General features: G+C 67.6%; 27 protein-coding genes and 1 other RNA gene. 17 read left to right on the forward strand and 11 right to left on the reverse strand.

Annotation, left to right across the window (positions count from 1 at the left end; translation table 11 throughout):
* The first annotated feature begins 179 nt into the window (after window positions 1-179).
* Entirely contained in the window at window positions 180-1,268 is a 1,089-nt protein-coding gene (locus IAE56_RS12800; protein ID WP_234456060.1) for a helix-turn-helix domain-containing protein, read from the forward strand.
* A 39-nt stretch (window positions 1,269-1,307) separates the two neighbouring features.
* Here the strand turns inward: IAE56_RS12800 and IAE56_RS12805 are convergent, their stop codons facing one another.
* Entirely contained in the window at window positions 1,308-1,790 is a 483-nt protein-coding gene (locus IAE56_RS12805) for a YajQ family cyclic di-GMP-binding protein (RefSeq protein WP_079223459.1), read from the reverse strand.
* A 91-nt stretch (window positions 1,791-1,881) separates the two neighbouring features.
* Between IAE56_RS12805 and IAE56_RS12810 the strand changes: the two genes are divergently transcribed.
* The 4 genes from IAE56_RS12810 (at window position 1,882) to IAE56_RS12825 (ending at window position 5,431) form a co-directional block, all read left to right on the forward strand.
* Window positions 1,882-2,778: a DMT family transporter gene (locus tag IAE56_RS12810; RefSeq protein ID WP_200752780.1), complete on the forward strand. Its 897-nt coding sequence runs from the start codon at window positions 1,882-1,884 to the stop codon at window positions 2,776-2,778.
* Between the two features lie 85 nt (window positions 2,779-2,863).
* Window positions 2,864-3,601, forward strand: coding sequence for an SDR family oxidoreductase (locus IAE56_RS12815; protein WP_200752781.1), 738 nt, complete (start codon window positions 2,864-2,866; stop codon window positions 3,599-3,601).
* The gene (locus IAE56_RS12820) at window positions 3,595-5,016 is read left to right on the forward strand and encodes an efflux transporter outer membrane subunit (RefSeq protein WP_108768554.1); all 1,422 of its coding nucleotides are present in this window, start codon (window positions 3,595-3,597) and stop codon (window positions 5,014-5,016) included. Before IAE56_RS12815 ends, IAE56_RS12820 begins: the two co-directional genes overlap by 7 nt.
* Before the next feature lie 151 nt (window positions 5,017-5,167).
* Window positions 5,168-5,431 carry a hypothetical protein gene (locus IAE56_RS12825; RefSeq protein ID WP_200752782.1) on the forward strand — a complete coding sequence of 88 codons (264 nt, stop codon included), beginning with the start codon at window positions 5,168-5,170 and terminating at the stop codon, window positions 5,429-5,431.
* A gap of 16 nt (window positions 5,432-5,447) precedes the next feature.
* Here IAE56_RS12825 and IAE56_RS12830 read toward each other — a convergent pair whose 3' ends face one another.
* Complete coding sequence (locus IAE56_RS12830) at window positions 5,448-6,305, reverse strand: endonuclease/exonuclease/phosphatase family protein (RefSeq protein ID WP_108768556.1); 858 nt, start codon at window positions 6,303-6,305, stop codon at window positions 5,448-5,450.
* Between the two features lie 205 nt (window positions 6,306-6,510).
* Here IAE56_RS12830 and IAE56_RS12835 point away from each other — a divergent pair, with 205 nt between their 5' ends.
* Window positions 6,511-8,625: a TonB-dependent receptor gene (locus tag IAE56_RS12835; protein ID WP_325167193.1), complete on the forward strand. Its 2,115-nt coding sequence runs from the start codon at window positions 6,511-6,513 to the stop codon at window positions 8,623-8,625.
* Window positions 8,626-8,645: 20 nt separating this feature from the next.
* Here the strand turns inward: IAE56_RS12835 and IAE56_RS12840 are convergent, their stop codons facing one another.
* Window positions 8,646-10,655, reverse strand: a complete 2,010-nt coding sequence (locus IAE56_RS12840; RefSeq protein WP_200752783.1) for an alpha/beta fold hydrolase — start codon at window positions 10,653-10,655, stop codon at window positions 8,646-8,648.
* 121 nt (window positions 10,656-10,776) lie between these two features.
* On the opposite strand from IAE56_RS12840, the gene IAE56_RS12845 reads away from it, so the two are divergent.
* Window positions 10,777-11,238, forward strand: coding sequence for an isoprenylcysteine carboxylmethyltransferase family protein (locus IAE56_RS12845; RefSeq protein WP_200752784.1), 462 nt, complete (start codon window positions 10,777-10,779; stop codon window positions 11,236-11,238).
* Between the two features lie 16 nt (window positions 11,239-11,254).
* Here IAE56_RS12845 and IAE56_RS12850 read toward each other — a convergent pair whose 3' ends face one another.
* The 3 genes from IAE56_RS12850 to ssrA form a co-directional block, all read right to left on the reverse strand.
* Entirely contained in the window at window positions 11,255-11,725 is a 471-nt protein-coding gene (locus tag IAE56_RS12850) for a hypothetical protein (RefSeq protein WP_200752785.1), read from the reverse strand.
* A 92-nt stretch (window positions 11,726-11,817) separates the two neighbouring features.
* Entirely contained in the window at window positions 11,818-12,192 is a 375-nt protein-coding gene (locus tag IAE56_RS12855; protein ID WP_108768560.1) for an NINE protein, read from the reverse strand.
* A 154-nt stretch (window positions 12,193-12,346) separates the two neighbouring features.
* Window positions 12,347-12,739, reverse strand: a transfer-messenger RNA (tmRNA) gene (ssrA, locus tag IAE56_RS12860).
* A 220-nt stretch (window positions 12,740-12,959) separates the two neighbouring features.
* On the opposite strand from ssrA, the gene IAE56_RS12865 reads away from it, so the two are divergent.
* Window positions 12,960-13,532, forward strand: a complete 573-nt coding sequence (locus IAE56_RS12865; protein ID WP_200752786.1) for a hypothetical protein — start codon at window positions 12,960-12,962, stop codon at window positions 13,530-13,532.
* 119 nt (window positions 13,533-13,651) lie between these two features.
* Here the strand turns inward: IAE56_RS12865 and smpB are convergent, their stop codons facing one another.
* Entirely contained in the window at window positions 13,652-14,155 is a 504-nt protein-coding gene (gene smpB, locus IAE56_RS12870) for an SsrA-binding protein SmpB (protein WP_079221548.1), read from the reverse strand.
* A gap of 57 nt (window positions 14,156-14,212) precedes the next feature.
* On the opposite strand from smpB, the gene IAE56_RS12875 reads away from it, so the two are divergent.
* Window positions 14,213-14,638: a type II toxin-antitoxin system RatA family toxin gene (locus IAE56_RS12875; protein WP_079221549.1), complete on the forward strand. Its 426-nt coding sequence runs from the start codon at window positions 14,213-14,215 to the stop codon at window positions 14,636-14,638.
* 3 nt (window positions 14,639-14,641) lie between these two features.
* Window positions 14,642-14,899, forward strand: coding sequence for an RnfH family protein (locus tag IAE56_RS12880; RefSeq protein ID WP_200752787.1), 258 nt, complete (start codon window positions 14,642-14,644; stop codon window positions 14,897-14,899).
* A 36-nt stretch (window positions 14,900-14,935) separates the two neighbouring features.
* On the opposite strand, the gene bamE is transcribed toward IAE56_RS12880, so the two are convergent.
* Window positions 14,936-15,325, reverse strand: a complete 390-nt coding sequence (gene bamE, locus IAE56_RS12885) for an outer membrane protein assembly factor BamE (protein ID WP_200752788.1) — start codon at window positions 15,323-15,325, stop codon at window positions 14,936-14,938.
* Between the two features lie 103 nt (window positions 15,326-15,428).
* Between bamE and fur the strand changes: the two genes are divergently transcribed.
* Together fur and IAE56_RS12895 are read left to right on the forward strand one after the other, a co-directional pair.
* Window positions 15,429-15,836, forward strand: a complete 408-nt coding sequence (gene fur, locus IAE56_RS12890) for a ferric iron uptake transcriptional regulator (RefSeq protein WP_005409235.1) — start codon at window positions 15,429-15,431, stop codon at window positions 15,834-15,836.
* A gap of 218 nt (window positions 15,837-16,054) precedes the next feature.
* Window positions 16,055-16,972: a LysR family transcriptional regulator gene (locus tag IAE56_RS12895; RefSeq protein WP_200752789.1), complete on the forward strand. Its 918-nt coding sequence runs from the start codon at window positions 16,055-16,057 to the stop codon at window positions 16,970-16,972.
* A 103-nt stretch (window positions 16,973-17,075) separates the two neighbouring features.
* Here IAE56_RS12895 and recN read toward each other — a convergent pair whose 3' ends face one another.
* Window positions 17,076-18,752 carry a DNA repair protein RecN gene (gene recN / locus IAE56_RS12900; protein WP_108768566.1) on the reverse strand — a complete coding sequence of 559 codons (1,677 nt, stop codon included), beginning with the start codon at window positions 18,750-18,752 and terminating at the stop codon, window positions 17,076-17,078.
* Between the two features lie 114 nt (window positions 18,753-18,866).
* Here recN and hrcA point away from each other — a divergent pair, with 114 nt between their 5' ends.
* The 4 genes from hrcA to dnaJ all read left to right on the forward strand — a co-directional run bounded on the left by hrcA (window position 18,867) and on the right by dnaJ (window position 23,900).
* Window positions 18,867-19,931 (forward strand): heat-inducible transcriptional repressor HrcA, encoded by a 1,065-nt coding sequence (gene hrcA / locus IAE56_RS12905; RefSeq protein ID WP_200752790.1) that lies wholly within the window; start codon window positions 18,867-18,869, stop codon window positions 19,929-19,931.
* A 63-nt stretch (window positions 19,932-19,994) separates the two neighbouring features.
* Window positions 19,995-20,510 carry a nucleotide exchange factor GrpE gene (gene grpE, locus IAE56_RS12910; protein ID WP_108768568.1) on the forward strand — a complete coding sequence of 172 codons (516 nt, stop codon included), beginning with the start codon at window positions 19,995-19,997 and terminating at the stop codon, window positions 20,508-20,510.
* A 185-nt stretch (window positions 20,511-20,695) separates the two neighbouring features.
* A complete protein-coding gene (gene dnaK / locus IAE56_RS12915; RefSeq protein ID WP_200752791.1) occupies window positions 20,696-22,618 on the forward strand; it encodes a molecular chaperone DnaK in 1,923 nt (640 codons plus the stop codon).
* A gap of 154 nt (window positions 22,619-22,772) precedes the next feature.
* Window positions 22,773-23,900, forward strand: coding sequence for a molecular chaperone DnaJ (gene dnaJ / locus IAE56_RS12920; protein ID WP_108764837.1), 1,128 nt, complete (start codon window positions 22,773-22,775; stop codon window positions 23,898-23,900).
* 62 nt (window positions 23,901-23,962) lie between these two features.
* Here the strand turns inward: dnaJ and IAE56_RS12925 are convergent, their stop codons facing one another.
* Window positions 23,963-24,346, reverse strand: coding sequence for a hypothetical protein (locus IAE56_RS12925; RefSeq protein WP_200752792.1), 384 nt, complete (start codon window positions 24,344-24,346; stop codon window positions 23,963-23,965).
* 107 nt (window positions 24,347-24,453) lie between these two features.
* Entirely contained in the window at window positions 24,454-25,251 is a 798-nt protein-coding gene (locus tag IAE56_RS12930; RefSeq protein WP_200752793.1) for a helix-turn-helix transcriptional regulator, read from the reverse strand.
* Between the two features lie 73 nt (window positions 25,252-25,324).
* Between IAE56_RS12930 and IAE56_RS12935 the strand changes: the two genes are divergently transcribed.
* Window positions 25,325-26,524 (forward strand): MFS transporter, encoded by a 1,200-nt coding sequence (locus IAE56_RS12935; RefSeq protein ID WP_200752794.1) that lies wholly within the window; start codon window positions 25,325-25,327, stop codon window positions 26,522-26,524.
* Window positions 26,525-26,686: the final 162 nt, after the last annotated feature.

The following is a 26,686-nucleotide window of genomic DNA, read 5'->3' on the forward strand; positions in this document are numbered from 1 at the left end:
TCCCGCTGCTGATGGTGGGTGCCGACCGTTGGTCGGCACGGGGTCGGATCCGTTTTCCACCGGAAAACGGCTCTGACCCCTTGTTTGATTTCTTGTCTGAATGTCCGATGGAAACGGAAACATTCCGTTGCCAGGACGTAACGCGGCCATGCCGTGCGCGGGTGTACTCTGCTTCCATGATGGCCACGACAGTCGGGCAACAACAGCTGGTCGCCGCGCGCGCTGCGTTCGCGGAAGGCGATGTGCAGTCCTTGGCGGTGTTGCCGCTGCCGCTGCAGCACTCCTGGCAGCGTTCGCGCGCGGCTGGTGTGCAGCCGGGGCAGGAGCCTTACTACCCGCCGCTGCAGGGCAATGGCCTGCGCCTGCGCGATCCCGAAGACCGCCGGCTCGCGCGCTGCGTGCAGCCCGAACTGGAACAGCTGTGGGCCGCCTTCGGTGGGCGGGGTTGGACGATGTTCTGCGCCAACCGCGAGGGACTCGTCATCGCCCAGCAGGCGCATGGCCTGGAGGATGCGCCGCTGCTGCGGCCGATCCAGGTCGGGCGGCGGCTGGGCGAGGCCGAGATCGGTACCACCGCGCCAGCGGTCAGTCTGGCCGATGACGTGCCCGCGCTGGTGCGTGGCAACGAACATTACCTGCAGCGCTTCGCACCGGTGTTCTGCCTGAGCGAACCGCTGCACGACCTCGATGGCCAGGTCTGCGGGGCGATCGACATCACCGGTCTGGGCGAGCGTGATCCAGCGCTGCTGCAGGGCTACTTCCGGCAGGCCGCGCTCGCCAGCGAGAACCGGTTGTTCCAGGGTCTGAGCGATGTGCATCTGCTGGCCGTGCAGCACGATCCGCGCTGGCTGGCCACGCCGCTGCAGGGGCTGCTGGCGGTGCAGGATGATGGGCAGCTGCGCGCTGCCAACCGCGTGGCACGTCGCCTGCTGGGTCTGCCGCGCCGCGGGCCGTTGCCGCTGCTGTCGATGGATACAGTGTTTGCTGGCGCCAGTGCGGCGCAACGGCGTCGGCTGTTGCAGCCGGGACCTGCACACCGGGTGCGGCTGGGCGAGGGCAGTGCGGTCTACCTGCAGCACCTGCGCGCACCGCGTGCGCCCCGCACGCGGGTGGCGGCAGCACCGATGGCCGTGGCCGACGTGCCATTGCGGCAGCAGCAGCGCGAAGCCGCACGGCGTGCGGCGCAGGCGGCCGAAGGCAATCTCAGCCTGGCCGCCCGCCAGTTGGGTATCTCGCGCACCACGCTGTACAAGCTGCTGCGCGATTAAGCGGGCCGTCCGCCGGGCGTGACCCGGCGGCGGCATCCATCAGTCGCGGAAGTTGTTGAACTGCAGCGGCAGCTCGAACTTGCCGGCCTTCAGCACCGCGATGGCGTCCTGCAGGTCGTCGCGCTTCTTGCCCTGCACGCGCAGCTTGTCGCCGTTGATCTGGCTTTCCACCTTCAGCTTCGCTTCCTTCAGGGCAGCGGCGATCTTCTTGGCGATCTTCTGCTCGATGCCCTGCTTGACGGTGATCTTCTGCCGGGCCTGGGCCAGGTTGGTCTCGATGTCGCCGAACTCCAGGCTCAGCACGTCGATGCCACGCGCGGCCAGGCGGGCGCGCAGGATGTCGTTCATCTGCTTGAGCTGGAACTCGGTCGGTGCGGACTGGTTGATGACATCGCCCTCGCGTTCGAACTTGGCTTCCACGCCCTTGAAGTCGAAGCGGGTGGCCAGTTCGCGGTTGGCCTGGTCGATGGCGTTGGTCAGTTCGTGGGTGTCGACTTCGGACACGACGTCGAAGGAAGGCATGGGCGTGGCTCCGCGGAATTCAGTGGCCACCATTCTATCGCGGCACCCGTGCCCGGCGCCCGGCGGGGCACGCGGTCGGCGATAATGGGCCATGAACGCGCAACGCTCCCCTTCGCGCGCGGTGACCTGGATGGTCGCCGCCGTGGCCTGCTTCTCGCTGATGGACGCCGGCATGAAACAGCTGTCGGCCAGCTACCCCTCGCTGGAAGTCACCTTCCTGCGTGGCGCAGCCTCGCTGCCCTTCGTGCTGGTCTGGGTGCTGGCCAGTGCCGGCCCGCGCTCGCTCATCCCGCGCCGCTGGGGCCTGCACCTGCTGCGCGGCGGCCTGGGCATGGCGATGATCGGCTGCTTCGTCTACGCGTTGCGCGACCTGCCGCTGTCCACTGCCTACAGCATCTACTTCGTGGCCCCGCTGCTGATCGCGGCGCTGTCGGTGCCGCTGCTGGGCGAGCGGGTCGGGCCGCGGCGCTGGGTCGCCATCGCTGTCGGCCTGCTGGGCGTGATCGTGGTGCTGCGGCCGGGCGTGGATGGCTTCATTTCCATCCCCGGCCTGATGGTGCTGGCCGCTGCCACCGCCTATGCCATCGCCGCGATCACGGTCAGCCTGCTCACCCGTACCGACACCTCGCAGTCGATGGTGGTCTGGTTCCTGGTCATCATGGCCATCGGTGCCGGCCTGCTGGCGCTGCCGGGCTGGGTGCCGCTGCAGCTGGCGCATGCGCCGCTGATCGCCGGCATGGGCCTGGCCGGGGCGCTGGGCCAGATCGCCCTGACCCGGGCCTTCCAGCTGGGCGAGGCGTCGATGATCGCGCCGCTGGAGTACAGCGGCCTGGTCTGGGTGATCGGCTGGGACCTGGCCTTCTGGGGCCAGCTGCCGGACGGCTACACCTGGGCCGGCGCGGCGATCATCGTGGCCTCGGGCCTGTACCTGCTGCACCGCGAGCGCCTGAACCGGGTTGAGCCGCCGAAGCCGCTGGATCATCCCTGAGCCTGCCCGGGATGGGGTGACAGCCCCCCCCGGGGGGCCCCCCCCCGGGGGGCCCCCCGCTTCCCCCAAACCAAGGCATGAATCCATGAACACCCATCAGAACAAGATCGCGCTGGTCACCGGTGCCACCCGTGGCATCGGCCTGGAAACCGTGCGCCAGCTGGCCCAGGCCGGCGTGCACACGCTGCTGGCCGGCCGCAAGCGCGAGACCGCGGTGGAGCAGGCGCTGCTGCTGCAGGGCGAAGGCCTGCCGGTGGAAGCCATCCAGCTGGACGTGACCGACGCTGCCAGCATCGCCGAGGCCGTCGAGCAGGTGCGCCAGCGCCACGGCCGCCTGGACATCCTGGTCAACAACGCCGGCATCATGATCGAGAACCCGGCGCAGGCGCCGTCCGAGCAGTCGCTGGACACCTGGCACCGTACCTTCGACACCAACGTGTTCGCGCTGGTCGCGGTCACCCAGGCCTTCCTGCCGCTGGTCAAGCAGGCCAAGTCCGGCCGCATCGTCAACGTGTCCAGCATGCTCGGCTCGCAGACCCTGCACGCCGATCCGAACTCGGGCATCTACGATTTCAAGATCCCCGCCTACAACGCTTCCAAGGCGGCGGTGAACAGCTGGACCCTCGCCCTGGCCTACGAGCTGCGCAACACCCCGATCAAGGTCAACACCGTGCACCCCGGCTACGTGAAGACCGACATGAACGGTGGCAACGGCGAAATCGAGATCAGCGAAGGCGCACGTTCCAGCGTGGAAATGGCGCTGGTCGGCGAAGCCGGCGCCAGCGGCAGCTTCACCTACCTGGGCGAGGTGCTGCCATGGTGATCCGCACGTTGGCGATGGCCATCTCCAGCCTGGTGCTGGCCGGGTGTGTCAGCGTCGGCCCCAACTACACGGCCCCGGCGCAGGAGCCGGTGGTCCTGCAGGGCGCACAGCAGGCGGTGTACAGCACTGCTTCGCCGGTGGCCAGCTGGTGGGCGCAGTTCGACGATCCGGTGCTGGAAGAACTGGTGCACGGTGCGCTGTCGGACAACCTGGACCTGCGCGTGGCCGTGGCCCGCGTCAGCCAGGCCCGTGCGGTGTTCGTCGAGAGCCGCTTCGACCAGGCCCCGCACATTACCGCTGACGGCAGCTACGACCGCCGCAAGCAACCCGATCCGCAGCTGGGTGGGCAGCGGGTGTTCAGTGAAAGCTACCAGCTCGGCTTCGATGCGGGCTGGGAGCTGGATCTGTTCGGCCGCAAGCGCCGTGCTGCAGAGGCCGCACGCGCCGACCTCGGTGCCGAGCAGGCCAACCTGGCCGATGCGCAGGTGCTGGTCGCCGCCGAAGTGGCGCGCAACTACTTCGAGCTGCGTGGCACGCAGAAGCGCATCGCGGTGGCCCAGCACACGCTGGAAAACCTGCGCGATACGCAGAAGCTGACCGAGGCGCGCTGGGAACTGGGTGCCGGCAGCGAACTGGATGTGCAGAGCAGCCGCGCCCGCCTGAAGGCGATCGAGGCCGACATCCCGCTGCTGGAAGTGTCCGAGGCACAGTCGCGCAACCGCCTGGCGGTGCTGCTGGGCCAGCGCCCGGAAGTGCTGACCGCGATGCTGGCGCCGCAGGACGTGCCGGCGTTTGCCAAGGCACTGCCGCTGGGTGACACCCGCGAACTGCTGCGCCAGCGTGCCGACGTGCGCGTGGCCGAGCGTCGCCTCGCCGCCGCCACCGCGCGTGTCGGCGTGGCCACCGCCGATCTGTTCCCGCGGCTGTCGCTGTCCGGTTTCGTCGGCTTCCTCGGCGGTGATGCCAGCGGCCTGGTCAACGGCAACAACAAGGCCTGGTCGCTGACCCCGTCGCTGAGCTGGGCGGCGTTCGACTTCGGCACCGTGCGTGCACGCCTGCGTGCCAGCAAGGCCGAGGCCGAAGGCGTGGCCGCGCAGTACGAGCAGGCCGTGCTGCTGGCGCTGGAAGACACCGAGAACGCGCTGACCCGCTACTCCAAGCAGCAGGCGCGGCTGGCCATCGTGGTCGAGCAGGCGCAGGCCGCGCGGCGTGCCGAATCGCTGGCGCAGATCCGCTTCCGCGAGGGTTCGGAGGACTTCCTGACCCTGCTGGATGCGCAGCGCACGCAGCTGGCCGCCGACGATGCATTGGCCGCAGCCGAGGCCGAGGTCAATGTGAGTGTGGTCGGTGTCTACAAGGCACTGGGCGGCTGGGGGCAGTCGCCGCAGGCGCCGAGCGTGGCGCAGGTGCAGTAACCGCAGGGTTGCAGTACCCACGAAGGGGCGGATGCGCAGGCATCCGTCCCTTTGTTGTTTCTGGCCCGGCTGCCGCAGTGACGCTTCTGACTCTGCCGGAACGCTGGCCCGCCGTAGTAACTAATAGGGCAGGTTCCAAGGAGCGGCGGCAATGAGTGACGACAAGCAATCGACGCAGCGGGTGTTGTTCGGCGATCCTGGCCTGCCTGGCGCGGGCCTGTCCGTAGTGGTGGTGGCGCTGCTGGTGCTGGCCGCGTTGGCAGTGGCCATCGGCTTCCTGCGCTTGCCTGATTCGCTGCTGGCGCCCGGCCTGGTCGGCATCGGCCTGTTCCTGGCCATCGCCGCACGCATCTGCCAGGCCCGCGACCAGCATCAGGCGCTGTATCGCCTGCTGGGAAGGCGGCCACCGCCGTAGCGATGGCCGCACGTGCTCAGGGCTTCGGCCAGTCCAGCTCGACCACCAGCGGGAAGTGGTCCGAGGGCAGCACGCCGCCGATGCGACGGTCGTCGGTGGTGAAGCTGCGCGCATGGAAGCCGCGCACCAGCACCCAGTCCAGCTGCACGGTGGCCTTGCCGGTGAAATCGTGGAAGGTCTCGCGCGGGCCCTTCGGCGCCTTCACCTGGGTGCGGGTGTCCTGCAGCACGCGGGTGAACGCCTTGTAGGTCTCGCTGCCCGGCTCGGTGTTGAAATCACCGGTCAGCACCACCGGCAGGTCGGCCGGGAGCGTCTGCAGGCGCTTGGCGATCAGCTCGGCACCCTTGATCCGGCGCGGCTCGTCCTCGTCGCGGTAGGGCAGATGGGTGTCCATGAAGTAGAAGCGGCGGCCATCGTCCAGGCGGCGGAACAGTGCCCAGGTGACCATGCGCGGGTACAGGTTGCCCCAGGTGATGCTGCCCGGCACGTCCGGCGTATCGGACAGCCAGAAGTTGCCCGACTCCTCGATGGCCAGCACCTTGGTGTCGTAGAACACGCCCATGTGCTCATCGCCGTCGCCGCCGCGGCGGCCTTCGCCGAACCAGCGGTAGCCGGGCAGGTGGGCGGCCAGGTAGGTGGCCTGCTCCTGCACCAGTTCCTGGGTGCCGACCACGGCCGGGTGCGCATCGAGGATGACCTTGACCATCACATCGCGACGGTCGTCCCAGCGCTTGCCGGGCTCGGTATCGGCCGGGGTGCGTACGTTGAAGGACATCACCTTCAGCGGAGCGGGCGGTTGGGCTGCCCAGGCAGCGGCAGGCAGAGCAAGGGCCAGCAGCGCACACAGTGCGGGCCGGCGAAGACGCGACAACATCGTGGAATCCCTCCATTCCATGAAAACGGTTTCACGGAGCATGCCATGGAACGGGAGGAGGAGGTGTGCCGGGATGGGCGGCTGGCGAACGCTGCGGGCGCTTTGGCCCGGCGCATGGATTTGACGCATTTCGACACGTCGGGAAAGATACGCCCCTGTTCCGGGCCAGCCATATCGCCACGCCCTCCCCCCAAGAGGAGTTCACGTGCTGAGATATTCGCGGCTGACGGTCGCCATTTCGTTGCTGGTCTGTGCCCACGCCCACGCCCACGCCGAGCAGGCCCCGCCCGAGGCGCAGACGCTCGACAAGGTCATCGTGACCGCCTCGCGTACCGGCCAGGACGCCGCCACCGCGCCGCAGACGGTGGTGATCATCGGCAAGGAACAGATCGAGCAGCAGCTGCGCCTCAGCAGCAATTCGTCCGATGTGCTGTCCAGCCTGCTGCCGTCGTACACGCCCAGCCGCGGCAAGATGAACGGCAGTGGCGAGACCCTGCGCGGGCGCACGCCGCTGATCCTGGTCGATGGCATTCCGCAGTCGAACCCGCTGCGACCCACCGGTCGCGAAGCGCATACGATCGATTACGCGCTGGTCGAGCGCATCGAAGTCATCCAGGGCGCCAACGCCATGAACGGCCTGGGCGCCACCGGCGGCACCATCAACCTCATCACCCGGCGACCGGAACCGGGTGCGGTCAACCAGCACGTGGGCGTGCAGACCACGCTGCCGACGTCCGAGGTGCGCGGTGAAACCACCGGCTATCGCGCCGATTACCGCATCAGCGGCAGCAAGGGTAAGTGGGATTACCTGCTCGGCGCCGGTTATGAAGACCAGGGCCTGTGGGTGGACGGCGAGGGCACGCCGATCGGCGTGGACGTCACCCAGGGCGACCTGATGTCGACCCGTGCCTATGACCTGCACGCCAAGCTGGGCTACTGGATCGACGACAACCAGGAGCTGCAGTTCAGCAGCAACCGCTACCGCATCAAGTCCAAGGCCGAGTACGTGCCGGTGGCCGGCAACCGCGACCTGGGCATCGCCACGACGTCGGTGCGTGGCACGCCGCCGGGCACGCCGGCCTGGAACGATGCCTGGACCACCGGCCTCAGCTACACCCACCACGACCTGGCGGGCATGGAACTGAAGGCGATGGTGTTCAACCAGGAATTTGAAGGCCTGTTCGGTGCGGACAATTCGTCCACCTTCCAGGATCCGCTGATCGCACCGGTCGGCACGTTGTATGACCAGTCGCGCTCGACCGCCTCGAAGTGGGGCTCCAAGACCAGCCTGGGCCGCGATGACCTGCTCGGCGGCGACCTGAAGATCACTGCCGGCGTGGACACGCTGCGCGACAGTGGCAAGCAGGATCTGTACGGCACCGGCCGCACCTACGTGCCCGATTCGCGCTACAGCAGCGTGGCCGGCTTCGTGCAGGCCGACTACAAGCTGCTGCCGCAGCTCACCGTGCAGGGCGGGTGGCGCCGTGAAGAGGCCGACCTGCGCATCGACAGCTACACCACGCTGTACCGCTACAACCGCGTGGCGGTGCAGGGCGGCAAGCTGAAATTCCAGCAGAACCTGCGCAACATCGGCCTGGTGTACGCGCCGACCGAGCGCTTCAACACCTTCGCCAGCTATTCCGAAGGGTTCGGCATGCCCGACGTCGGCCGCGTGCTGCGCTCGATCAACACGCCGGGCACCAACGTGGAATCGCTGCGCTCGCTGCAGCCGCTGCTGACCCGCAACAGCGAGATCGGCGTGCGCTACCGCTCGCCGTCGTGGGAAGCCGAAGCCAGTGCGTTCCAGTCGCGCTCCGAGTACGGCACGCGCGTCATCGCAGTCGACGGCGCGTTCCAGCTCGCCCGCGAAAAGACCGCCATCGAAGGCCTGGATGCAAGCGTGCGTTATCGTCTGAATGATGCGCACCGCCTGGGCCTGTCCTACGCCTGGACCCGTGGCCGCTATGACAGCAACGCTGATGGCCGGCTCGATGCGCGCCTGGATGGCCTGAACATCGCACCGAACCGCGTCATCGCCACCTGGTCGGCGCAGTGGACGCCGGAGCTGTCCACCTTCGTGCAGGGGCAGTACGCCTTCAGCCGCAACTTCGACGAAGCCGCCAAGGAATTCAGCGGCTACGCGCTGTTCGATCTGGGCGTGGACTACAGGCTTGCCAAGGGCAAGGTGAACCTGGGCATCGCCAACCTGTTCGACCGGCAGTACATCACCTATTACTCGCAGAGCGCGCTGATCGAACCAGCGCGGTATTTCGCCGGGCGTGGGCGGACGGTGACGCTGGGTTACAGCCTGGATTTCTGAGGCACGCCGCGCGGGCAGGATTACTTCTGCCCGCCATCATGCGCCTGCATGTCCTCATGCAGGATGCGCCGCAGTTCGACGATCGCCGGCGTGGCTTCCTGCACGCTGTGCCCGGACACGATCACCTTTTCCGACACCGCGTTGGGCAGGTGCGAGCTCCAGTACGGCACCAGCCCGTCGTTGGTCTTTTCCAGCGGGCCGTCGGCGCTGGCGCGCGCGATGATCGAGTGGTAGCGCACGCGCGGTGACATCGGCAGGTCGGCCACCGCCTTCACGAACGGATCGTCCTTGTCCAGGTTCTGGATGCTGTTCATCTGGTAGCCGTGCTTGCCATCGTCACGGTCGACGTGGCCATCGTTGGCGGCGCTGGCCACGTCTTCCAGCACGGTCAGCGGCAGCCGCACCAGGCGGCCGATCCAGCGGCCCACGCGGGTGCCGGCCACGTCGGTGCCGCGGTGCGGGGTGGCGATGAACACCACCCGCGAGATTTCCGGTTCGGGCTGGAAGGTCAGCAGCGGCGGACCCTTGGTGCGCAGCAGTTCGCGCTGTGCCGGGCTCAGCTGCGTGGTCGCCAGCAGCGTGTCCACCAGATGGTCGCCGGACGAAGACACCATCAGCCGCGAGATCACCCCGCCCATGCTGTGCCCGACCACGACCATGTCATGCGAGGCCACCGCCTTGCCGCTGGGATCGTAATGCTGCATCACGTCCTCGAGCGTGTGCCGGATCGCATCGTGGCTGAGCGCGATCGGCATGTTGGTCGGGTAGTAGAACTGCCAGACCTGGAAATCGCGCCGGATCTCATCGTCGCGCATCAGCTCGTTGGCCACGTTCACCCAGGCCTCGGGGCTGCTGGCCAGGCCATGGATCATCAGCAGCACGCGGCGGTCCGGATCGTAGGGCTGCATCATGAACAGATGCGGCCGGTCGATGCCGCCCTTGCCGCCGAACAGCGAGCGCAGCGACTGCCGGCTGAAGTTGGAGCGGGCCAGCCACAGCGCGTAACCGGCGGTGAAGTTGGCTGCCAGCGGCACCTGCTCGCCATGCAGCTGCACCTGCGCGATCTGGTACGGATCGTGGATCTCCAGCTCCGGCTCGTCGTCGTGCAGCATCTCCCACAGATTGGCGCCGGAAAAACGCAGTAGGACCGTCATCGAGGGCGAGGGCATCTCGCTCCAGCTGCGCTCGGGTGGCGCGGCCTGCGTCCCGGGTTGGTCGGCGTTGGCGGCAGCGGCCAGGCCGGTCGTGGCCGGGTCGGCCATCACCGCCACCAGTTCGGCGCCGAAGCCATCGCGGCGGTGCACGCTGCGCAGGGTGCCGGTGAAGGACATCGAGGCGGCGGCCACCAGTTCGATCGGCTCGCGCGTGTCCTGCGCGGCACCTTCATCGGGCGGCGCCAGCACGAAGGTCCAGCGGCCCAGCCGCAGGCGGCTCCTGTCGTTGCCGGCCTGGTGGCTGGAATACGCATCGAACAGCATCACCGCGGCTTCCTGCACGGCCAGGTTGTAGTAGTCGCGCACCTGGGTCTGGCGGTCTTCAAAGCCGCGCTGGTTGGCGGTGCGCTCGGTGAAGAACAGATACGCATAGGCCTGCCGCGCGACGTGCATCCACGCATCCAGTCGCGGCTGGAAGCCGGCGTCGGCCACCCGCATCGCCGGCGTGGTTCCGCGCTTGGCCTTGGGCACGGGCAGGGCCATGGCCTGCTGCAGCCACAGTTCGGCCAGCGCCGAGCGCTTGTCCTCCTCGCGCACCACGATGCTCGCTTCCATCGCCTCGATGCAGGACGGGCCGGGCTTGGCGCAGGCGGTTTCGTCCAGGCCGGCCACCCGCAGCGTTTCGGTGGTCGCCGCGCTCAGCCTGCCACTGGTGAGGATGTCGCCGCGCTTCAGCGCGATGTACTGGCCCGGGGTGACCGAGGCCACCTGCACCGAGGGGCCGAACTGGCGCAGCGTGGCGCAGCCGCTCAGCAGGAGCAGCACGGTGATGATGAGGGTCGTGTGGCGGATGACGCCGAAGCCCGTGGTTGCCATGCGATCCTCCAGCGCGGTGGCGCCACTCTAGCGGCCGGGGTGTCAACGCGGAAGCACGTGGCTAAACGCGCGCTGGACGGACTGTGGCACCATCGCCGGCAGGGCATTTCAGGGAATGACGATGCACCTGCTGGAAACGCGGATTCCGCCGCCGCTGGTGATGCTGCTGTGCGGGGTGCTGGGCGATGCGCTGGCCTGCGCCTGGCCGTGGCCGGCGCTGCCGGTGCCGGTGCCGGGCTGGACTGCGGTGGCGGTGATGCTGGCGGGGCTGATGCTGAATCTGCTACCGAAGCTGGCTTTCCGCCGCGCACGGACGACGGTCAATCCGCTGCGCCCGGCCGCCGCCACGGCGCTGGTGACCGGCGGCATCTACCGCCACACGCGCAACCCGATGTACCTGGGGCAGGCGCTGGTGCTGCTGGGCGGAATGCTGTGGCTGCGCAGTGCCGCAGCCCTGCTGGTGGTGCCGCTGTTTGTCGGCTGGATCACCCGCTTCCAGATCCTGCCGGAGGAGCGGGTACTGTCTGCCCGGTTCGGCGCCGACTATGCCGCCTTCCGGCGCGACGTGCGGCGCTGGCTGTAGGGCAGGGCGCCTGCGCTCAGCCGGCGATCTGGCAGGTCACCGACGCCGAGTAACCCTCGTAATCATCGGCGGCGCCGACATGCAGGGTGTGCTTTGCGTCCACCTTGCGGATGTACGAGGGCGCTTCGGTCTCCGCGTCTTCATTGACCGTGGTGACCGACAGCTGGCGGCCCACCTGCGGGGCAGCCACGTCCTTCAGATAGACATGCAGGCTCTTGCTGCCGCCCGGGGCGATGTCGACGCTGGCGCTGTCCACGGTGCCGCCGAACAGGGCGACCTTGCCGCCCTGGGCCTCGAACACGCCGCCCCGCAGGTGCGTCAGGCCGGCAGCCTGCAGTGCTTTCTCAGCCTGGGCCTGGGTGAAGTCCGAGCGGGCCTTGCAGGCCAGCAGGGTTTCCAGGGCAGTGGTGCCCTTGTCCGACGGCGCCGCGGCGAGGGCGGTGCTGGCGGCCAGGGTGAGGAGCAGGGCGGTGATCTGGCGTTTCATGGCAGGTCCTTCTGGCGTTCGGGAGGCCGTGGTCGGGCAGGGATCGAGTGTGGGCCAGCCCGCAGCCGATTGCACGGGCCGAAGCGCGGAACTCAGACCATGCGCACGCCGGCGGCGTCGGTATCGACGGTGATGATCTCGATCAGCGCCCACAGGCCGGTGATGAGCAGGCCGATGAACAGCCAGCCGAGCAGCAGCGTGATCACCAGCTGGGCCACGGCACGGCCGTGGTAGCCGGCGTAGAAGTTGTGGATGCCCAGCCCGCCGAGGAACAGGCCCAGCAGGACGTAGGCGACGCGGGCACGCGCGACCGGTTGCGGTTGTGCGTAAGGGGCGGCATACACCGGTGCCGCATGCAGCGGCGGCGGGGTCGGGCGGGTGGCGCCGATCGGGGCGCCGCAGCCGACGCAACTGGCGGCCTTGTCACTGACTTCGCGGCCACACTCCATGCAACTCACCAACGCCATCGTTCTGTTCCCTGTGCTGGGCGGGGGATCCGCCGGTCCAAAGCGACATTATCGGGGGTATCGGGCGAAATGCGGCCGTAGAACAGGCAACAAAAAAGCCGGACCCCAATCGACGGGAGTGTCCGGCTTTTCGTGCCCCGAAGGGCGGTACAGATGGTGGAGGTGGGCGGAATTGAACCGCCGTCCGAAGGCACTCCATCCCCAGCACTACATGCTTAGCTCACCGTTGAATCTCATCCCCGAGCAGCACGGTGTGCAAAGCGCACCCGGGAACCAGCCTGTTTTGTTCTAGTGCCGGACTGACAGGCAGCCGCCCTGCGCGATTCCATGATAATGACTCTACGCTGCGAGCATGGACACAAGCAGTTTCGAGGCTCCGCCTAAGTCGGCAGAAGGTCACGCACCGCAGTTTTTAGGCTGCGAGAGCGACCGGAGCGTAGTTGTCGTCGTTGGCAACTAGAGTTTTGCAGCTGGATTTACGAGGACAGCTACCCCCTCGGCATGCGCCAGGCGACTTCACAACCCCCGTCGAAACCAATGCACCCCCGGTTTCTTCAAGTTCTGCAAGGTACTAGGCCAAGTGCGTGTTGCCACGTGCCGGGCCTGCCCAACGGTTGCAATGCTACGGCAAAACAGCTGAACAGTCACCTTGGCAATCCGCAACAAGTTGTAGAGCCGTTGTCATAGCGGATTGCTAACTTCATTGGCACGATTTTGCGACACACTGGCGGCCAACATCCGAGCCAGGAACGACACGGAGACCCCGGGTGACTGACACCATCCAACAACGCAGCCTGCGACAGCTGATCGGGCCGGTAGGCGCCGACTACCGCCGACGCGCGTTGCCGCCCGGCTGGGTCTGGGCGGTGCTGGCCGCGATCGTCACGGCGGGCTGCCTGACCGCACTGCCGGCGACGGCGGCGGTGTTCCTGGTGGCCAGCGCGGTGGTGGTGTACTGGCCGCGCCGCGACCAGGCGCTGGTGCCAGGCTGGCGCATGCTGGCCCTGGCCGTGCTGGCGGTGATGGTCTGGGGCCCGGACGTGATCGCGCTGTGGTTCGAGCACGGGGCGGCCGTTGCCCTGCTGACCCTGGCCTCGTTGAGCATCCTGACCCACGTCCGCCGCAGCTGGGCGCTGTCTCAGCAGCTGCAGCACCAGGCCGATGCGCTGGATGACCAGCAGCTGCTGGCCCTGTTGCCGGACGATGCGGCACAGCTGGCAAAGCAGTGGCGGGCCGGCGATGACCGGCATGCGCCGGAGCTGGCAGTGGTGATGCACCTGGCGGTGATGCATGCGGCGCTGGCGCCGCGGATGCGCGGGCAGGGCATGCTGGCGGGCTGATCGCCCGCCTATCTGTAGAGCCGAGCCAATGCTCGGCTGTCCCGCGAACAGTAGAGCCGAGCCCATGCTCGGCTGCTTCAAACGCCAAGCCGAGCATGGCTCGGCTCTACAAACGGCCCTTATGCGTCGCGATTTCCGCGACGCATCACGCGCTGCTTCTCGATCGCCCAGTCACGGTCCTTGGCGGCATCGCGCTTGTCGTGGGTCTGCTTGCCCTTGGCCAGCGCCACTTCGAGCTTGATCTTGTTCTTGCTCCAGTACATGGCCGTGGGCACGATCGTGTAGCCATCGCGCTCGACCTTGCCGACCAGCTTGTCGATCTCGTTCCGGTGCAGCAGCAGCTTGCGCTCGCGCCGGTCGTTGGCCACCACGTGGGTGGAGGCCTGGATCAACGGGGTGATCTGCGCGCCGATCAGGAAGATCTCGCCCTGCTTCACATAGGCGTAGGCGTCGATGATGTTGCCGCGCCCGGCGCGGATCGACTTCACCTCCCAGCCCTGCAGGGCCAGGCCTGCCTCGAAGCGTTCCTCGATGTGGTACTCGTGGCGGGCACGCTTGTTCAACGCGATGGTTTTGTTGGCCGTCGCGTTCTTTGCTTTATCCTTGCCGCTGTTCTTGCTCATTTCCGTATTGTCTCCGATTCGGGCCCGCCCGGTCGATTGCCGAAACGCGCCGTCTTTATGCCTACTATCCGCCGCAGCGCCCTGGTCGAACACTCGGCCGCGCGCATGTTCGACCTGGTCAACGACGTCCAGGCCTATCCGCGCCGCTTCCGCTGGTGCTCGGATGCCCGCGTCCTGGAACAGGGCGAGGACCGCCTGGTCGCCCGCCTGGATCTGGGCCTGGGTTCGTTCAGCACCTGGTTCCAGACCGAAAACACCCTGCAGCGCCCGCACAGCATCGATATGCAGCTGCGCGACGGCCCGTTCAAGCAGCTGCACGGTCGCTGGGAATTCCATGCCCTGGCCGAGGATGCCTGCAAGGTCACCCTGACCCTGGAGTTCGAGCCGAAATCCCGCCTGCTCGCGCCGGCGCTGGCAATCGGTTTCCAGGGCCTGGCCGACCGCATGGTCAACGACTTCGTCCGCGTTGCCGACGAGGGCTGAGCGATGATCGAGGTCGAGGTGGTGCTGGCGTGGCCGCAGCAGGTGCTGTCACGCCGGCTGCAGCTGCCGGAAGGCGCGACCGTGGCCGAGGCCATTGCCGCCGCCGGTCTCGAAGGCAGTGCCGACTGTCCGGCCGCCGCCGTGCATGGCGTGCTGGCACGCCCGCAGCAGGCGCTGCTGGATGGCGATCGGGTGGAGCTGCTGCGGCCTCTGCAGGCCGATCCCAAGGAAAACCGCCGGCGTCGCGCGCGCGGCGATTGATTCCAAGGTCCCGCCCCGAGGGGCGGGCCGAAGGGCTCAGCGGCTCTTCTTCTTGTCCTTGGCCAGGTTGCGGCCGAACTGGCGGACCGTCTGCTGGGCCAGGGCCTTGTCGTTGGCCGGGAAGTAGTCGCCTTCCCAACGGGTGACGGTGTCGTTCTCGAAGTACACGGTGAAGTTCTTCACTTCGGTACGGCCGAGACGGTCGATCCGCTGGCTGGCGGTGTAGTCCCAGCGCTGGGCGTGGAACGGGTCCGGCACGGACGGGGTGCCCAGCAGGGCGTTCACCTGCTGCTTGCTCTGCCCGACCTGCAGCTTGGACACGGCATCTTCCCGGATCAGGTTGCCCTGATAGATGGGTTGCTTGTAGATGATGCCGCACCCGGTGGTGGACAGGGCGACGGCGGCGACCAACAGAAGATTGCGCATCGGTACTGGCGGTTGGGGAAATCAAACCGATGATACACTCCCGGCGTGCCACCGCGACCCAATCCGAGGCAGCTGGCGCTAAATCGCCAATGAACGGAGACCTATGGAAACCCACGACCTGCGTAAAGTCGGCCTGAAGGTGACCCATCCGCGGATGCGGATCCTGGCGCTGCTCGAGCAGCGCAATGCCCAGCACCACATGACCGCCGAAGACATCTACCGCCAGCTCCTGGAGCACGGCGATGAAATCGGCCTGGCCACGGTGTATCGGGTGCTGACCCAGTTCGAGGCCGCCGGCCTGGTGCTGAAGCACAACTTCGAAGGCGGCCAGGCCGTCTACGAGCTGGACCGCGGCGGCCACCACGACCACATGGTCGATGTGGACAGCGGCAAGATCATCGAGTTCGAAAGCCACGAGATCGAGGAGCTGCAGCGCAAGATCGCCGCAGACCACGGCTACGAGCTGGAAGAGCACTCGCTGGTGCTGTACGTGCGCAAGAAGCGCAAGTAAGGCGCTGCAGCCAGCTGCGGATGTACGAAGACCCCGGGCCTGCCCGGGGTTTTTCGTTTCTGGGGTCAGAGCCCTTTGCTGGCGCAAAGGGATCCGACCCCGGCCGACCCCACGGGGTCAGATCCCTTTCCACGGGAAAGGGCTCTGACCCCTGCTCTCCGGGTCACCTGTGAACTAGACTGCGGATGGACAATCATCTGTGAACTGGATTCACTGGCATGGCACGACCCGACATCAACCGATCCGGCGAACTGGAAGTGTTCGTGCGGGTGATCGAGACCGGCGGCTTCTCCGCTGCCGCGCGCTCGCTGGACATGACGCCCTCGGCGGTCAGCAAGCTGGTGGCGCGGCTGGAGCAGCGTCTGGGTACGCGTCTGCTGCAGCGTTCCACCCGCCAGCTGCAGCTGACCCCGGAAGGCTGCGCCTTCTACGAGCGCGGTCTGCGCGTGCTGGCCGACCTGGAGGAGGCCGAGCGCTGCGCCAGCGCCCACGCCGAGCCGCGCGGGCGCCTGCGGGTCAATTCCAACGTGCCCTTCGGCCAGCACTTCCTGCTGCCGCTGCTGCCCGCGTTCCTGCAGCAGAACCCGCAGGTGGGCGTGGACCTGACCCTGAACGACGAGGTGATCGACCTGCTGGAGCAGCGCACCGACGTGGCCGTGCGCGCCGGGCCGCTGAAGAGCTCCAGCCTGGTGGCGCGGCGGCTGGGCTCGACCCGGATGATGATCGTCGCGGCGCCGGCCTATGCGCAGCGCCATGGCCTGCCGCACACGGCCGAGGCGCTGCAGGCGCACAACCGGCTGGACATCGGCCACGCGCGGGCGATGCAGGGCTGGCCGGTGCTGCAGGACGGGCGCGAACGGATGGTGCTGCCCAGCGGCAATGCCCGCGCCAGCAATGGCGATGCGCTGCGCCAGCTGGTGCTGGGTGGGCTGGGCATGGCGCGGCTGGCGGCGTTCCAGGTGCAGGCTGACATCGCGGCGGGGCGTTTGCTGCCGGTGCTGGAGGAGGCTAATCCGGGCGACCTGGAAGAGGTGCACGCGGTGTTCCTGGGGCAGGGCGGTTACCTGCCGCTGCGGGTGCGGGCGTTCCTCGATTTCCTGGTGGAGCACGTGGATCTGGCGCAGCCGTTGGGGTGACGCCGCGCGCGGACGCGCGCGAGCCGAGCGTGGGCTCGGCTCTACATGTCGGGTTTGTCCGGGCGCACGTTGTAGAGCCGAGCCCATGCTCGGCTCAATGTGCTCAGTCCAGCGAGCTGGACGCCACCAGCAGCTTGCGGGCCGCGGCGCGTGCTTCCTTGCTCACTTCCACGCCACCCAGCATGCGCGCCAGTTCTTCCTCGCGCGCCTTGGTGTCCAGCTTCTCCACCGCGCTCTGGGTCATGCCTTCCACCGGGGCCTTGCTGACCCGGTAATGGGCGTGGCCCTTGGAGGCGACCTGCGGCAGATGGGTCACGCACAGCACCTGGCGCTTCTCGCCGAGGGCACGCAGCTTCTGCCCGACGATGTCGGCCACCGCGCCGCCGATGCCGGAGTCGACTTCGTCGAACACCATGGTCGGCACCGCATCCAGGTCCAGCGCGGCCACTTCGATGGCCAGCGAGATACGCGACAGTTCACCGCCGGAGGCGACCTTGCGCAGCGCCCGCGGCGGCTGGCCGGCATTGGCTGCCACCAGGAACTCGACGCGCTCGGCGCCCTGCGGGTCGGGCTTGCCGCTGTCCTGTGCTTCCAGCTCGATCAGGAACTGGCCACCCCCCATGCCCAGCTCGGCGATGATGCCGGTGGTGGTGGCGGACAGCTCGGCAGCGGCCTTGCGGCGGCTGGCACTGAGCACCTCGGCCTGCACACGCCAGGCGGCGGCAGCCTTCTCGATCTCGCCGGCCAGGCGCTGCAGGCGCTCGTCGGCACCCCGCAGCTGTTCCACTTCGGCATGCATGCGTTCGCGCTGCGCGCCCAGCTCGTCCATCGGCACGCGGTGCTTGCGGGCCAGGTCGTGCAGGCGGCCGAGGCGACGCTCGTTCTCCTCGAACTGCTCCGGGTCGGCATCGAGGTCGTCGTGCACGCGGTCCAGCAGCGACAGGGCTTCGTGCAGCTGGATCGAGGCGTTCTCGATCAGGCCGTCCACTTCGCCAAGGCGCGGGTCGTGTTCGATCAGGCGCGACAGTTCGTGGCGTACCTGCTGCAGCAGGTCCATGGCCGAGCTGCCGTCGTCGCCGTTGAGCTGGTTGCTGGCCGCCTGGCAGGCGCTCAGCAGGGCGCTGGCGTGGGCCTGGCGGCGGTGGCTGGCACCCAGCGCGACAATCGACTCGGGTTCCAGGTCCTCGCGGTCCAGCTCGCGCAGCTGGTGTTCAAGGAAGCCGATGCGGTCGGAAACGTCGCCCTGTTGCGACAGGGCCAGCGATTCATCGACCAGGGTCTGCCAGGCCGCAGCGGCGCGCCGCACCTGGCGGCGCTCGTCCTCGTTGCGGGCATAGGCATCGAGCAGGGCCAGCTGCGACGGGCGCGTCAGCAGGGCCTGCTGCTCGTGCTGGCCATGGATTTCCACCAGTCGCCCGGCCAGATCGGCCAGCTGCGCCAGGGTCACCGGGCGGCCGTTGATCCACGAGCGCGAGCCGCCATCGGCGCGGATCACCCGGCGCAGCTGGCACTGGTCCTCGTCGTCCAGCTCGTTGTCGGCCAGCCACTGGCGCGCGGCCTGCAGCTGGTCCAGGGCGAACTCGGCCGACAGTTCGGCACGGGCGGCGCCATGGCGGACCACGCCGCTGTCTGCGCGCAGGCCGGACAGGAAGCCGAGCGCGTCGACCATCAGCGACTTGCCGGCGCCGGTCTCGCCGGAAACGACGGTCATGCCCGGTCCGAACTCCAGCTCGGTAGCGCGGACGACGGCAAAATCCTTGATCGAAAGATGTCTGAGCATGGGTACAGGGGTGTCTGAGCCGCGCAACGCTAGCACGCGCGGCGGGGTGGTCCAATGACTTGCCAAGGCGACGCACCGCCATTATCTAGTGTCCGTGTCTCACAGGTTGATTCCATGCACGGTTCCGCTGACCAGCTTGCCCCGCGTGCGCGCCATCTGCTGCGCACGCTGATCGCGCGTTACATCCAGGACGGTGAGCCGGTGGGCTCGCAGACGCTGGCGCGCGTGGCGGGCCTGGAGGTCAGCCCGGCCACCATCCGCAACATCCTGGGCGACCTGGAGGACCTGGGCCTGCTGGCCTCGCCACATACCTCGGCCGGGCGCATCCCGACCGCGCATGGCTACCGGGTGTTCGTCGACAGCCTGCTGCAGATGCAGCCGCCGGGCGAGGGTGAACTGGCCCGCCTGCGCCACGAGCTGGCCGGTGGCGGCAGCACCCAGGCACTGCTGGGCAGCGCCTCGGAGCTGCTGTCGGCGATGAGCCACTTCGTCGGCGTGGTCAGCGCACCGCGGCGCGAGCAGTTCGCCTTCCGCCAGATCGATTTCGTGGCGCTGGATGGCCGCCGGGTGCTGGCGATCCTGGTGTTTGCCGACAACGAGGTGCAGAACCGGGTCATCGAGACGCGCCAGGGCTTCGAGCCGGGCCAGCTGGAACAGGTGGCCAACTACCTCAACGCCCATTTCGCCGGCCTGCCGCTGGCCGAGATCCGTACCCGCCTGCTGCTGGAGCTGCGCGACGCCCGCTCCGAGCTGGAGCAGCTGCTGGCGCACAGCATCGAGCTGGCCGAGCAGGCCCTGCAGCCGCCGGCCGACGACATGCTGGTGGCCGGCCAGACCCGGTTGATGGGGGTGCAGGACCTGTCCGACCTGGAGCGCCTGCGTGAGCTGTTCGAGCTGTTCTCCAGCAAGCGCGAGATCCTGCAGCTGCTGGAGCGCACCATCCAGGCCCCGGGCGTGCGCATCTTCATCGGCGAAGAGACCGGGATGATGCCGCTGCAGGGGGTCTCGCTGGTCACCGCGCCCTATACCGCCAACGGCCAGGTGCTGGGCGTGCTGGGGGTGATCGGGCCCAAGCGGATGGCCTACGACCGGGTGATTCCGCTGGTCCAGGCCACCGCGGACGTGCTCGGGGCGGCCTTTTCGCCGCCGGGACGCGGTCCGGGGCCGGCAGACGCTTGAAACGCAGCATCCCGCCCACACTAGGGTGGGTGGAGGCGGAGAGTGACCGCCAGGGACCCAGACATGAACCAAGAACATCCAGATATCGAATCCCAGCAGAGCGCCGCCGATGCGGCCGCTGCCGCAGGCACCCATGACGAACTGGAGCGCCTGCGCGCCGAGGTCGAGCAGGTCAAGGCCGATGCGCTGCGTGAGCGCGCCGACCTGGAGAACCAGCGCAAGCGCGTAGCCCGCGACATCGAGCAGGCCCGCAAGTTCGCCAACGAGAAGCTGCTGGGCGAGCTGCTGCCGGTGTTTGACAGCCTGGATGCCGGCCTGAAGGCCGCCGGCGACGATGCCAACCCGCTGCGCGAGGGGCTGGAAATGACCTACAAGCAGCTGCTGAAGGTCGCCGCCGACAACGGCCTGGTCCTGCTGGACCCGACCGGCCAGGCGTTCAACCCGGAACACCACCAGGCCATCAGCCAGGTGCCGGCCCCCGGCGCCGCCCCCGGCAGCGTGGTAACCGTGTTCCAGAAGGGCTACCTGCTCAACGAGCGCCTGCTGCGGCCGGCGCTGGTGGTCGTGGCCGCCGATTGACGCGCCGGGCCGGCAACGGCCCATCGCCGTCAGGTAGCGCCGGGCCAGGCCCGGCGTTCCTTGAACGGTTGAACACAGCGTTCGGGTGACGGCTTGAATGTTCCACGAGCCTCCCCCACATCCCATTCATCCACCGGCCGACCGGCCGGACTGACACCAACAAGCATTCTTCAGGAGTCTCCCCCATGGGCAAGATCATTGGTATCGACCTCGGCACCACCAACTCGTGCGTGGCGATCATGGACGGCGGCAAGGCCCGCGTCATCGAGAATTCGGAGGGCGATCGCACCACCCCGTCGATCGTCGCCTACACCAAGGACGGCGAAGTCCTGGTCGGCGCCTCGGCCAAGCGCCAGGCCGTCACCAACCCCAAGAACACCTTCTACGCGGTGAAGCGCTTGATCGGCCGCAAGTTCACCGACGCCGAAGTGCAGAAGGACATCGGCCACGTCCCGTACAGCATCCTGGCCCATGACAATGGCGACGCCTGGGTGTCGACCAGCGATGCCAAGAAGATGGCGCCGCAGGAAATCTCGGCCAAGGTGCTGGAGAAGATGAAGAAGACCGCCGAGGACTTCCTCGGTGAGAAGGTCACCGAAGCGGTCATCACCGTGCCGGCCTACTTCAACGACAGCCAGCGCCAGGCGACCAAGGACGCCGGCCGCATCGCCGGCCTGGACGTCAAGCGCATCATCAACGAGCCGACCGCGGCCGCACTGGCCTATGGCCTGGACAAGGGCGACAACAAGGATCGCAAGATCGTGGTGTACGACCTGGGCGGCGGCACCTTCGACGTCTCGGTGATCGAGATCGCCAACGTCGACGGTGAGAAGCAGTTCGAAGTGCTGGCCACCAACGGCGACACCTTCCTGGGCGGCGAAGATTTCGACAACCGCGTCATCGAGTACCTGGTTGAAGAGTTCAACAAGGACCAGGGCATCGACCTGCGCAAGGATCCGCTGGCCCTGCAGCGCCTGAAGGACGCCGCCGAGCGCGCCAAGATCGAGCTGTCCAGCGCCCAGCAGACTGAAGTGAACCTGCCGTACGTCACCGCTGACGCGTCGGGTCCGAAGCACCTGAACATCAAGCTGACCCGCGCCAAGCTGGAATCGCTGGTCGACGAGCTGATCAGGAAGTCGATCGAGCCGTGCCGCGTCGCCCTGAACGATGCCGGCCTGCGTTCGAGCGACATCAGCGAAGTGATCCTGGTCGGTGGCCAGACCCGCATGCCGAAGGTGCAGCAGGCGGTGACCGAGTTCTTCGGCAAGGAACCGCGCAAGGACGTCAACCCGGACGAAGCCGTGGCACTGGGTGCGGCGATCCAGGGCGGCGTGCTGGGCGGCGACGTCAAGGACGTGCTGCTGCTGGACGTGACCCCGCTGTCGCTGGGCATCGAGACCATGGGTGGCGTGTTCACCAAGATCATCGAGAAGAACACCACCATCCCGACCAAGGCCTCGCAGGTGTTCTCCACCGCCGAGGACAACCAGTCGGCCGTGACCGTGCACGTGCTGCAGGGTGAGCGCGAACAGGCCCGCTTCAACAAGTCGCTGGCCAAGTTCGACCTGTCCGGCATCGAGCCGGCGCCGCGCGGCCTGCCGCAGGTGGAAGTGTCCTTCGACATCGACGCCAACGGCATCCTGCACGTGTCGGCCAAGGACAAGAAGACCAACAAGGAACAGAAGGTCGAGATCAAGGCCGGTTCGGGTCTGTCCGAGGAAGAGATCGCACGCATGGTCGCCGACGCGGAAGCCAACCGCGAAGAAGACAAGAAGTTCCAGGAACTGGTGCAGGCCCGTAACCAGGCGGATGCCCTGATCCACGGCACCCGCAGCGCCATCACCGAGCACGGCAGCAAGGTCGGCGGCGATGTCATCGGCAAGGTCGAGGCGGCTCTGGCCGACCTGGAAACCGCGATGAAGGGCGACGACAAGGCACAGATCGAAGCCAAGTCGAAGGTGCTGGAAGAAGCCGGCCAGGCGCTGTTCGCCGCCGCTTCGGCCGACCAGGGCGGTGCCCCGGGTGCCGACGCCGGCAACGCAGGCAAGGCGCAGGATGACGTGGTGGACGCCGAGTTCACCGAAGTCAAGGACGACAAGAAGTCCTGATCCGGACCGACACGGGACGCTGGCCGCCAGCGTCCCGTTGTCGTACCAGGGTCCTGACCGCCCACCGGCGTGTCGGGGCGCCCGACGCAAGAGCGGACCTGGTTCCGCTCTTCCGCTTTGACGAATCCCGACTTTCCGGAATGCGATCCACGATATGAGCAAGCGCGATTACTACGAAGTGCTGGGCGTTGCCCGCACCGCCACCGACGAAGAGCTGAAGAAGGCCTACCGTCGCTGCGCGATGAAGTTCCACCCGGACCGCAACCCGGGTGATGCGGCGGCCGAAGCCTCCTTCAAGGAGTGCAAGGAAGCCTACGAAACGCTGTCCGACGGCAACAAGCGCCGCATGTACGATGCCCACGGCCACGCCGCGTTCGAGCACGGCATGGGTGGCGGTGGCGGTCCGGGCGGCCCGGACATGAACGATATCTTCGGCGATATCTTCGGCAACATCTTTGGTGGCGGCGGTGGCGGTCAGCGCCAGGCCCGTCGCGGTGCCGACATCGGCTACGTGATGGAACTGGATCTGGAAGAGGCCGTGCGCGGCGTCGAGCGCCGGATCGAGATCCCGACCCTGGCCGAGTGCGGCGACTGCGATGGCAGTGGCTCCGAAGACGGCAAGGTCGAGACCTGCAACGTCTGCCATGGCCGCGGCCAGGTGCGCATCCAGCGCGGCATCTTCGCCATGCAGCAGGCCTGCCACAACTGCAACGGCCGTGGCCAGATCATCGCCAAGCCGTGCAAGACCTGCCATGGCAACGGCCGCATCGAGGAAGACAAGGTGCTGTCGGTGAAGGTGCCGGCCGGCGTCGATACCGGCGACCGCATCCGCCTGCAGGGCGAAGGCGAGGCCGGCCCCGCCGGTACGCCGCCGGGCGACCTGTACGTGGAAGTGCGCGTGCGCGAGCACCACATCTTCCAGCGCGATGGCGATGACCTGCACTGCGAAGTGCCGATCCGCATCTCGCAGGCCGCGCTGGGCGACACCGTGCGCGTGGCCACCCTCGGCGGCGAAGCGGAAATCCGCATCCCGGCCGAGACCCAGACCGGCAAACTGTTCCGCCTGCGCGGCAAGGGCGTGCGTTCGGTGCGCAGCCGCAGCGAAGGCGACCTCTACTGCCGCGTGGTGGTGGAAACCCCGGTGAACCTGACCAACGACCAGCGCAAGCTGCTGGAGCAGTTCGAAGCCACCTTCGTCGGCGAGGAAGCGCGCAAGCATTCGCCGAAGTCGGCCACCTTCATGGATGGCGTGAAGGGCTTCTGGGACCGGATGACGTCCTGAGTTTCCAGGTACGTGTTGAACGACGACGCCGGGCTCTGCCCGGCGTTTTCGTTTGCGGGCGGCTACCTGATTTCCCAGTCGGCCGTGCCGTGGATGCGGCGGCCCTGGAACAGCAACGTCCCGCGATCACCTATGACGTCCAGCTCGAACCAGGGCTGGCCATCGCGCTTGCGTGGGCGGACATAGAGCCGTTTTTCGCGTCGATTCATTTCGACGTAGTACGGATTGCGCTCCGGCGCACCATCCGCCTTTCCGGTCCAGACGACATGGATGTAGCCGTCATCGCTTCGACCCTGGATCTCAAGCAAGAAGTGGAATCCGTCCGTCTGTTCGTCGGAGTAGAAGCTGAAATGCGTGCCGCTCGCCTGCGCGGGCGGGCTGATGGCGGCCAGCGCCAGTAGTACAGCAACAGCGAATCCTGACGCGACGATCCATGTCCTCTTCATGCTGGTCTCCTTTCCATGGGGTGGTTATCGAAGCACGCACGTGCTGGCAAACATCCTACCCGGACGCGGCAATGGAGCCACGCCGTGCGTGGATGTCGTTCAACGCCTCACCGGAAAAATGCCGCCGGGGTCTGCCCCAGCTGCCGCTTGAACATGCTGGTGAACGCACTGGGGCTGTCATAGCCCATCGCCAGCGCCACATCGATCACCTTTTCGCCCACGGCCAAGCGTTCCATCGCCGCCAGCAGCCGTGCCTGCTGCCGCCACTGGCCGAAGGTCATGCCCAGTTCGCTGGCGAAGTGGCGCTGGATGGTTTTCACGTCCACCGCCAGGGCTTCGGCCCAGTCCTGCAGCGTGGCCTCGTCGCCGGGATGCTTCTGGATGTGCTGGCAGATGCGCTGCAGGCGCGGATCGGCCGGCGTCGGCAGGTGCAGCGGCAGCACGTCCATGCGGTGCAGTTCATCCAGCAGCAGGCGCACCACGCGGCCATCGCGGCTGTCGTCCTCGTGCTCGCCCTCGATGAGGGTCGCTGCATGCAGCAGCTCGCGCAGCAGCGGCGCCACCTGCACTGCGAAGGCCTCGGTGGCCAGCTGCGGGGCGAATGCCGGGTCGATGTAGAGGCTGCGCATGTGCACATCGGCGATGCAGTCCACCGCATGGGCCATGCCGGCCGGCATCCAGATGGCGCGGGTGGACGGCACCACCCAGCGGCCGACTTCCGAACGCACGACCATCAGCCCGGACATGGCATAGACCAACTGATGGCGGCGATGGCGGTGCGGCGACACCCGGGTGCCGGCCGGGTAGTCCTTGACCCGGCAGGTCACCGGCCGGTGGCCGGGCACCTCATTCCAGGGCGCGGACTCCCGGATCGAGCAGGGAGTGTCCTTTTTGCGATATGGCATGACCAGAACGCGGCGGAAGGGAGGGAGAGGGCACCGTAGCATGCAGGGCTCGCCCCCAACCTGACTGCGCACCATGTCCAGCCTGGCCACACCCGCCCCCACCGTCCGCAGCTCGACCCGCGGCGTGCTGGCGGCGATTTCCACCTCCCACATGGTCAACGACATGATGCAGTCGCTGATCCTGGCCATCTATCCGGTGATCAAGGGAGGCTTCAACCTCAGCTTCACCCAGATCGGCCTGATCACGCTGACCTACCAGCTGACCGCCTCGATCTTCCAGCCGCTGGTCGGCCTGGTCACCGACCGCAAGCCGGCGCCGTATTCGCTGCCGATCGGCATGGCCTCGACCTTGTGCGGCATGCTGCTGCTCGGCTTCGCGCCGAACTACGCGATGGTGCTGCTGGCTGCGGCGATGGTCGGCATCGGTTCGGCCATCTTCCACCCGGAAGCCTCGCGCATCGCGCGGCTGGCCTCCGGCGGTCGTCACGGGCTTGCCCAGTCGGTGTTCCAGGTCGGCGGCAACTTCGGTACTGCCTTGGGCCCGTTGATTGCCGCCGCGGTGATCGTGCCTTATGGCCAGCACGCCGCCTCGTGGTTTGCCGGCGCCGCGCTGATCGGCATCGCCCTGCTGACCTATGTCAGCCGTTGGTACGCGCTGCATCTGGGCGCCCCGCGCCCGGTCGGGCAGGCCACGGTCGCCCCGCGTCATCCGACCCGCACCGTGGCCCGGGTGATGGCGATCCTGCTGGTGCTGATCTTCAGCAAGTACTTCTACATGGCCAGCATCGGCAGCTACTTCACCTTCTACCTGATCCACCACTTCGGCATTCCGGTGGCGCAGGCGCAGCTGCACCTGTTCGCGTTCCTGGTGGCGTCGGCAGCCGGCGGTTTCCTCGGTGGCCCGCTGGGCGACCGCATCGGCCGCAAGCCGATCATCTGGACCTCGATCCTGGGCGTGGCGCCGTTCGCGCTGGCGCTGCCGCATGCGGATCTGTTCTGGACGACGGTGCTGGCGGTGCTGATCGGCTTCGTACTGTCGTCGGCGTTCTCGGCCATCGTGGTGTATGCGCAGGAGATGATGCCGCACCGCATCGGCATGGTGTCGGGGCTGTTCTTCGGCTTCGCGTTCGGCATGGGTGGGCTGGGTGCTGCGGTGCTGGGTCTGCTGGCGGACAAGACCAGCATCGAGTACGTGTACCAGCTGACCGCGTTCCTGCCGCTGCTGGGCATCATTGCGGCCTGGCTGCCGCCGTCGCGTCCTGCTGCTCACTGAGGGGTTTGGGTTTGCAGGGCTTGCAGCCCTGCACCTGCTTCAAACCACGGCAACGTCAACTTCAAAAGCTGGCTTTCCGTGGGTTGGCGGGGTGGGTCCGGTTGAGGGGGGCGCTGCAAGTACGTCCATGTAAGCTCGGTCGCCGCATCCATGCGGCTCACG

It is taken from the genome of Stenotrophomonas sp. S41 (assembly GCF_016624625.1).
GTDB lineage: Bacteria > Pseudomonadota > Gammaproteobacteria > Xanthomonadales > Xanthomonadaceae > Stenotrophomonas.

Coding starts and splice junctions, on each gene's coding strand:
- IAE56_RS12855 (WP_108768560.1), bottom strand. CDS start 12,192: ATGGCGTTGGTGAGTTGCATGGAGTGTGGCCGCGAAGTCAGTGACAAG.
- dnaJ (WP_108764837.1), top strand. CDS start 22,773: ATGAGCAAGCGCGATTACTACGAAGTGCTGGGCGTTGCCCGCACCGCC.
- IAE56_RS12840 (WP_200752783.1), bottom strand. CDS start 10,655: ATGGCAACCACGGGCTTCGGCGTCATCCGCCACACGACCCTCATCATC.
- IAE56_RS12875 (WP_079221549.1), top strand. CDS start 14,213: ATGCCTACTATCCGCCGCAGCGCCCTGGTCGAACACTCGGCCGCGCGC.
- IAE56_RS12805 (WP_079223459.1), bottom strand. CDS start 1,790: ATGCCTTCCTTCGACGTCGTGTCCGAAGTCGACACCCACGAACTGACC.
- IAE56_RS12895 (WP_200752789.1), top strand. CDS start 16,055: ATGGCACGACCCGACATCAACCGATCCGGCGAACTGGAAGTGTTCGTG.
- IAE56_RS12815 (WP_200752781.1), top strand. CDS start 2,864: ATGAACACCCATCAGAACAAGATCGCGCTGGTCACCGGTGCCACCCGT.
- fur (WP_005409235.1), top strand. CDS start 15,429: ATGGAAACCCACGACCTGCGTAAAGTCGGCCTGAAGGTGACCCATCCG.
- IAE56_RS12935 (WP_200752794.1), top strand. CDS start 25,325: ATGTCCAGCCTGGCCACACCCGCCCCCACCGTCCGCAGCTCGACCCGC.
- hrcA (WP_200752790.1), top strand. CDS start 18,867: ATGCACGGTTCCGCTGACCAGCTTGCCCCGCGTGCGCGCCATCTGCTG.
- dnaK (WP_200752791.1), top strand. CDS start 20,696: ATGGGCAAGATCATTGGTATCGACCTCGGCACCACCAACTCGTGCGTG.
- smpB (WP_079221548.1), bottom strand. CDS start 14,155: ATGAGCAAGAACAGCGGCAAGGATAAAGCAAAGAACGCGACGGCCAAC.
- IAE56_RS12830 (WP_108768556.1), bottom strand. CDS start 6,305: ATGTTGTCGCGTCTTCGCCGGCCCGCACTGTGTGCGCTGCTGGCCCTT.
- IAE56_RS12810 (WP_200752780.1), top strand. CDS start 1,882: ATGAACGCGCAACGCTCCCCTTCGCGCGCGGTGACCTGGATGGTCGCC.
- grpE (WP_108768568.1), top strand. CDS start 19,995: ATGAACCAAGAACATCCAGATATCGAATCCCAGCAGAGCGCCGCCGAT.
- bamE (WP_200752788.1), bottom strand. CDS start 15,325: ATGCGCAATCTTCTGTTGGTCGCCGCCGTCGCCCTGTCCACCACCGGG.
- IAE56_RS12850 (WP_200752785.1), bottom strand. CDS start 11,725: ATGAAACGCCAGATCACCGCCCTGCTCCTCACCCTGGCCGCCAGCACC.
- recN (WP_108768566.1), bottom strand. CDS start 18,752: ATGCTCAGACATCTTTCGATCAAGGATTTTGCCGTCGTCCGCGCTACC.
- IAE56_RS12925 (WP_200752792.1), bottom strand. CDS start 24,346: ATGAAGAGGACATGGATCGTCGCGTCAGGATTCGCTGTTGCTGTACTA.
- IAE56_RS12800 (WP_234456060.1), top strand. CDS start 180: ATGGCCACGACAGTCGGGCAACAACAGCTGGTCGCCGCGCGCGCTGCG.
- IAE56_RS12820 (WP_108768554.1), top strand. CDS start 3,595: ATGGTGATCCGCACGTTGGCGATGGCCATCTCCAGCCTGGTGCTGGCC.
- IAE56_RS12845 (WP_200752784.1), top strand. CDS start 10,777: ATGCACCTGCTGGAAACGCGGATTCCGCCGCCGCTGGTGATGCTGCTG.
- IAE56_RS12825 (WP_200752782.1), top strand. CDS start 5,168: ATGAGTGACGACAAGCAATCGACGCAGCGGGTGTTGTTCGGCGATCCT.
- IAE56_RS12880 (WP_200752787.1), top strand. CDS start 14,642: ATGATCGAGGTCGAGGTGGTGCTGGCGTGGCCGCAGCAGGTGCTGTCA.
- IAE56_RS12930 (WP_200752793.1), bottom strand. CDS start 25,251: ATGCCATATCGCAAAAAGGACACTCCCTGCTCGATCCGGGAGTCCGCG.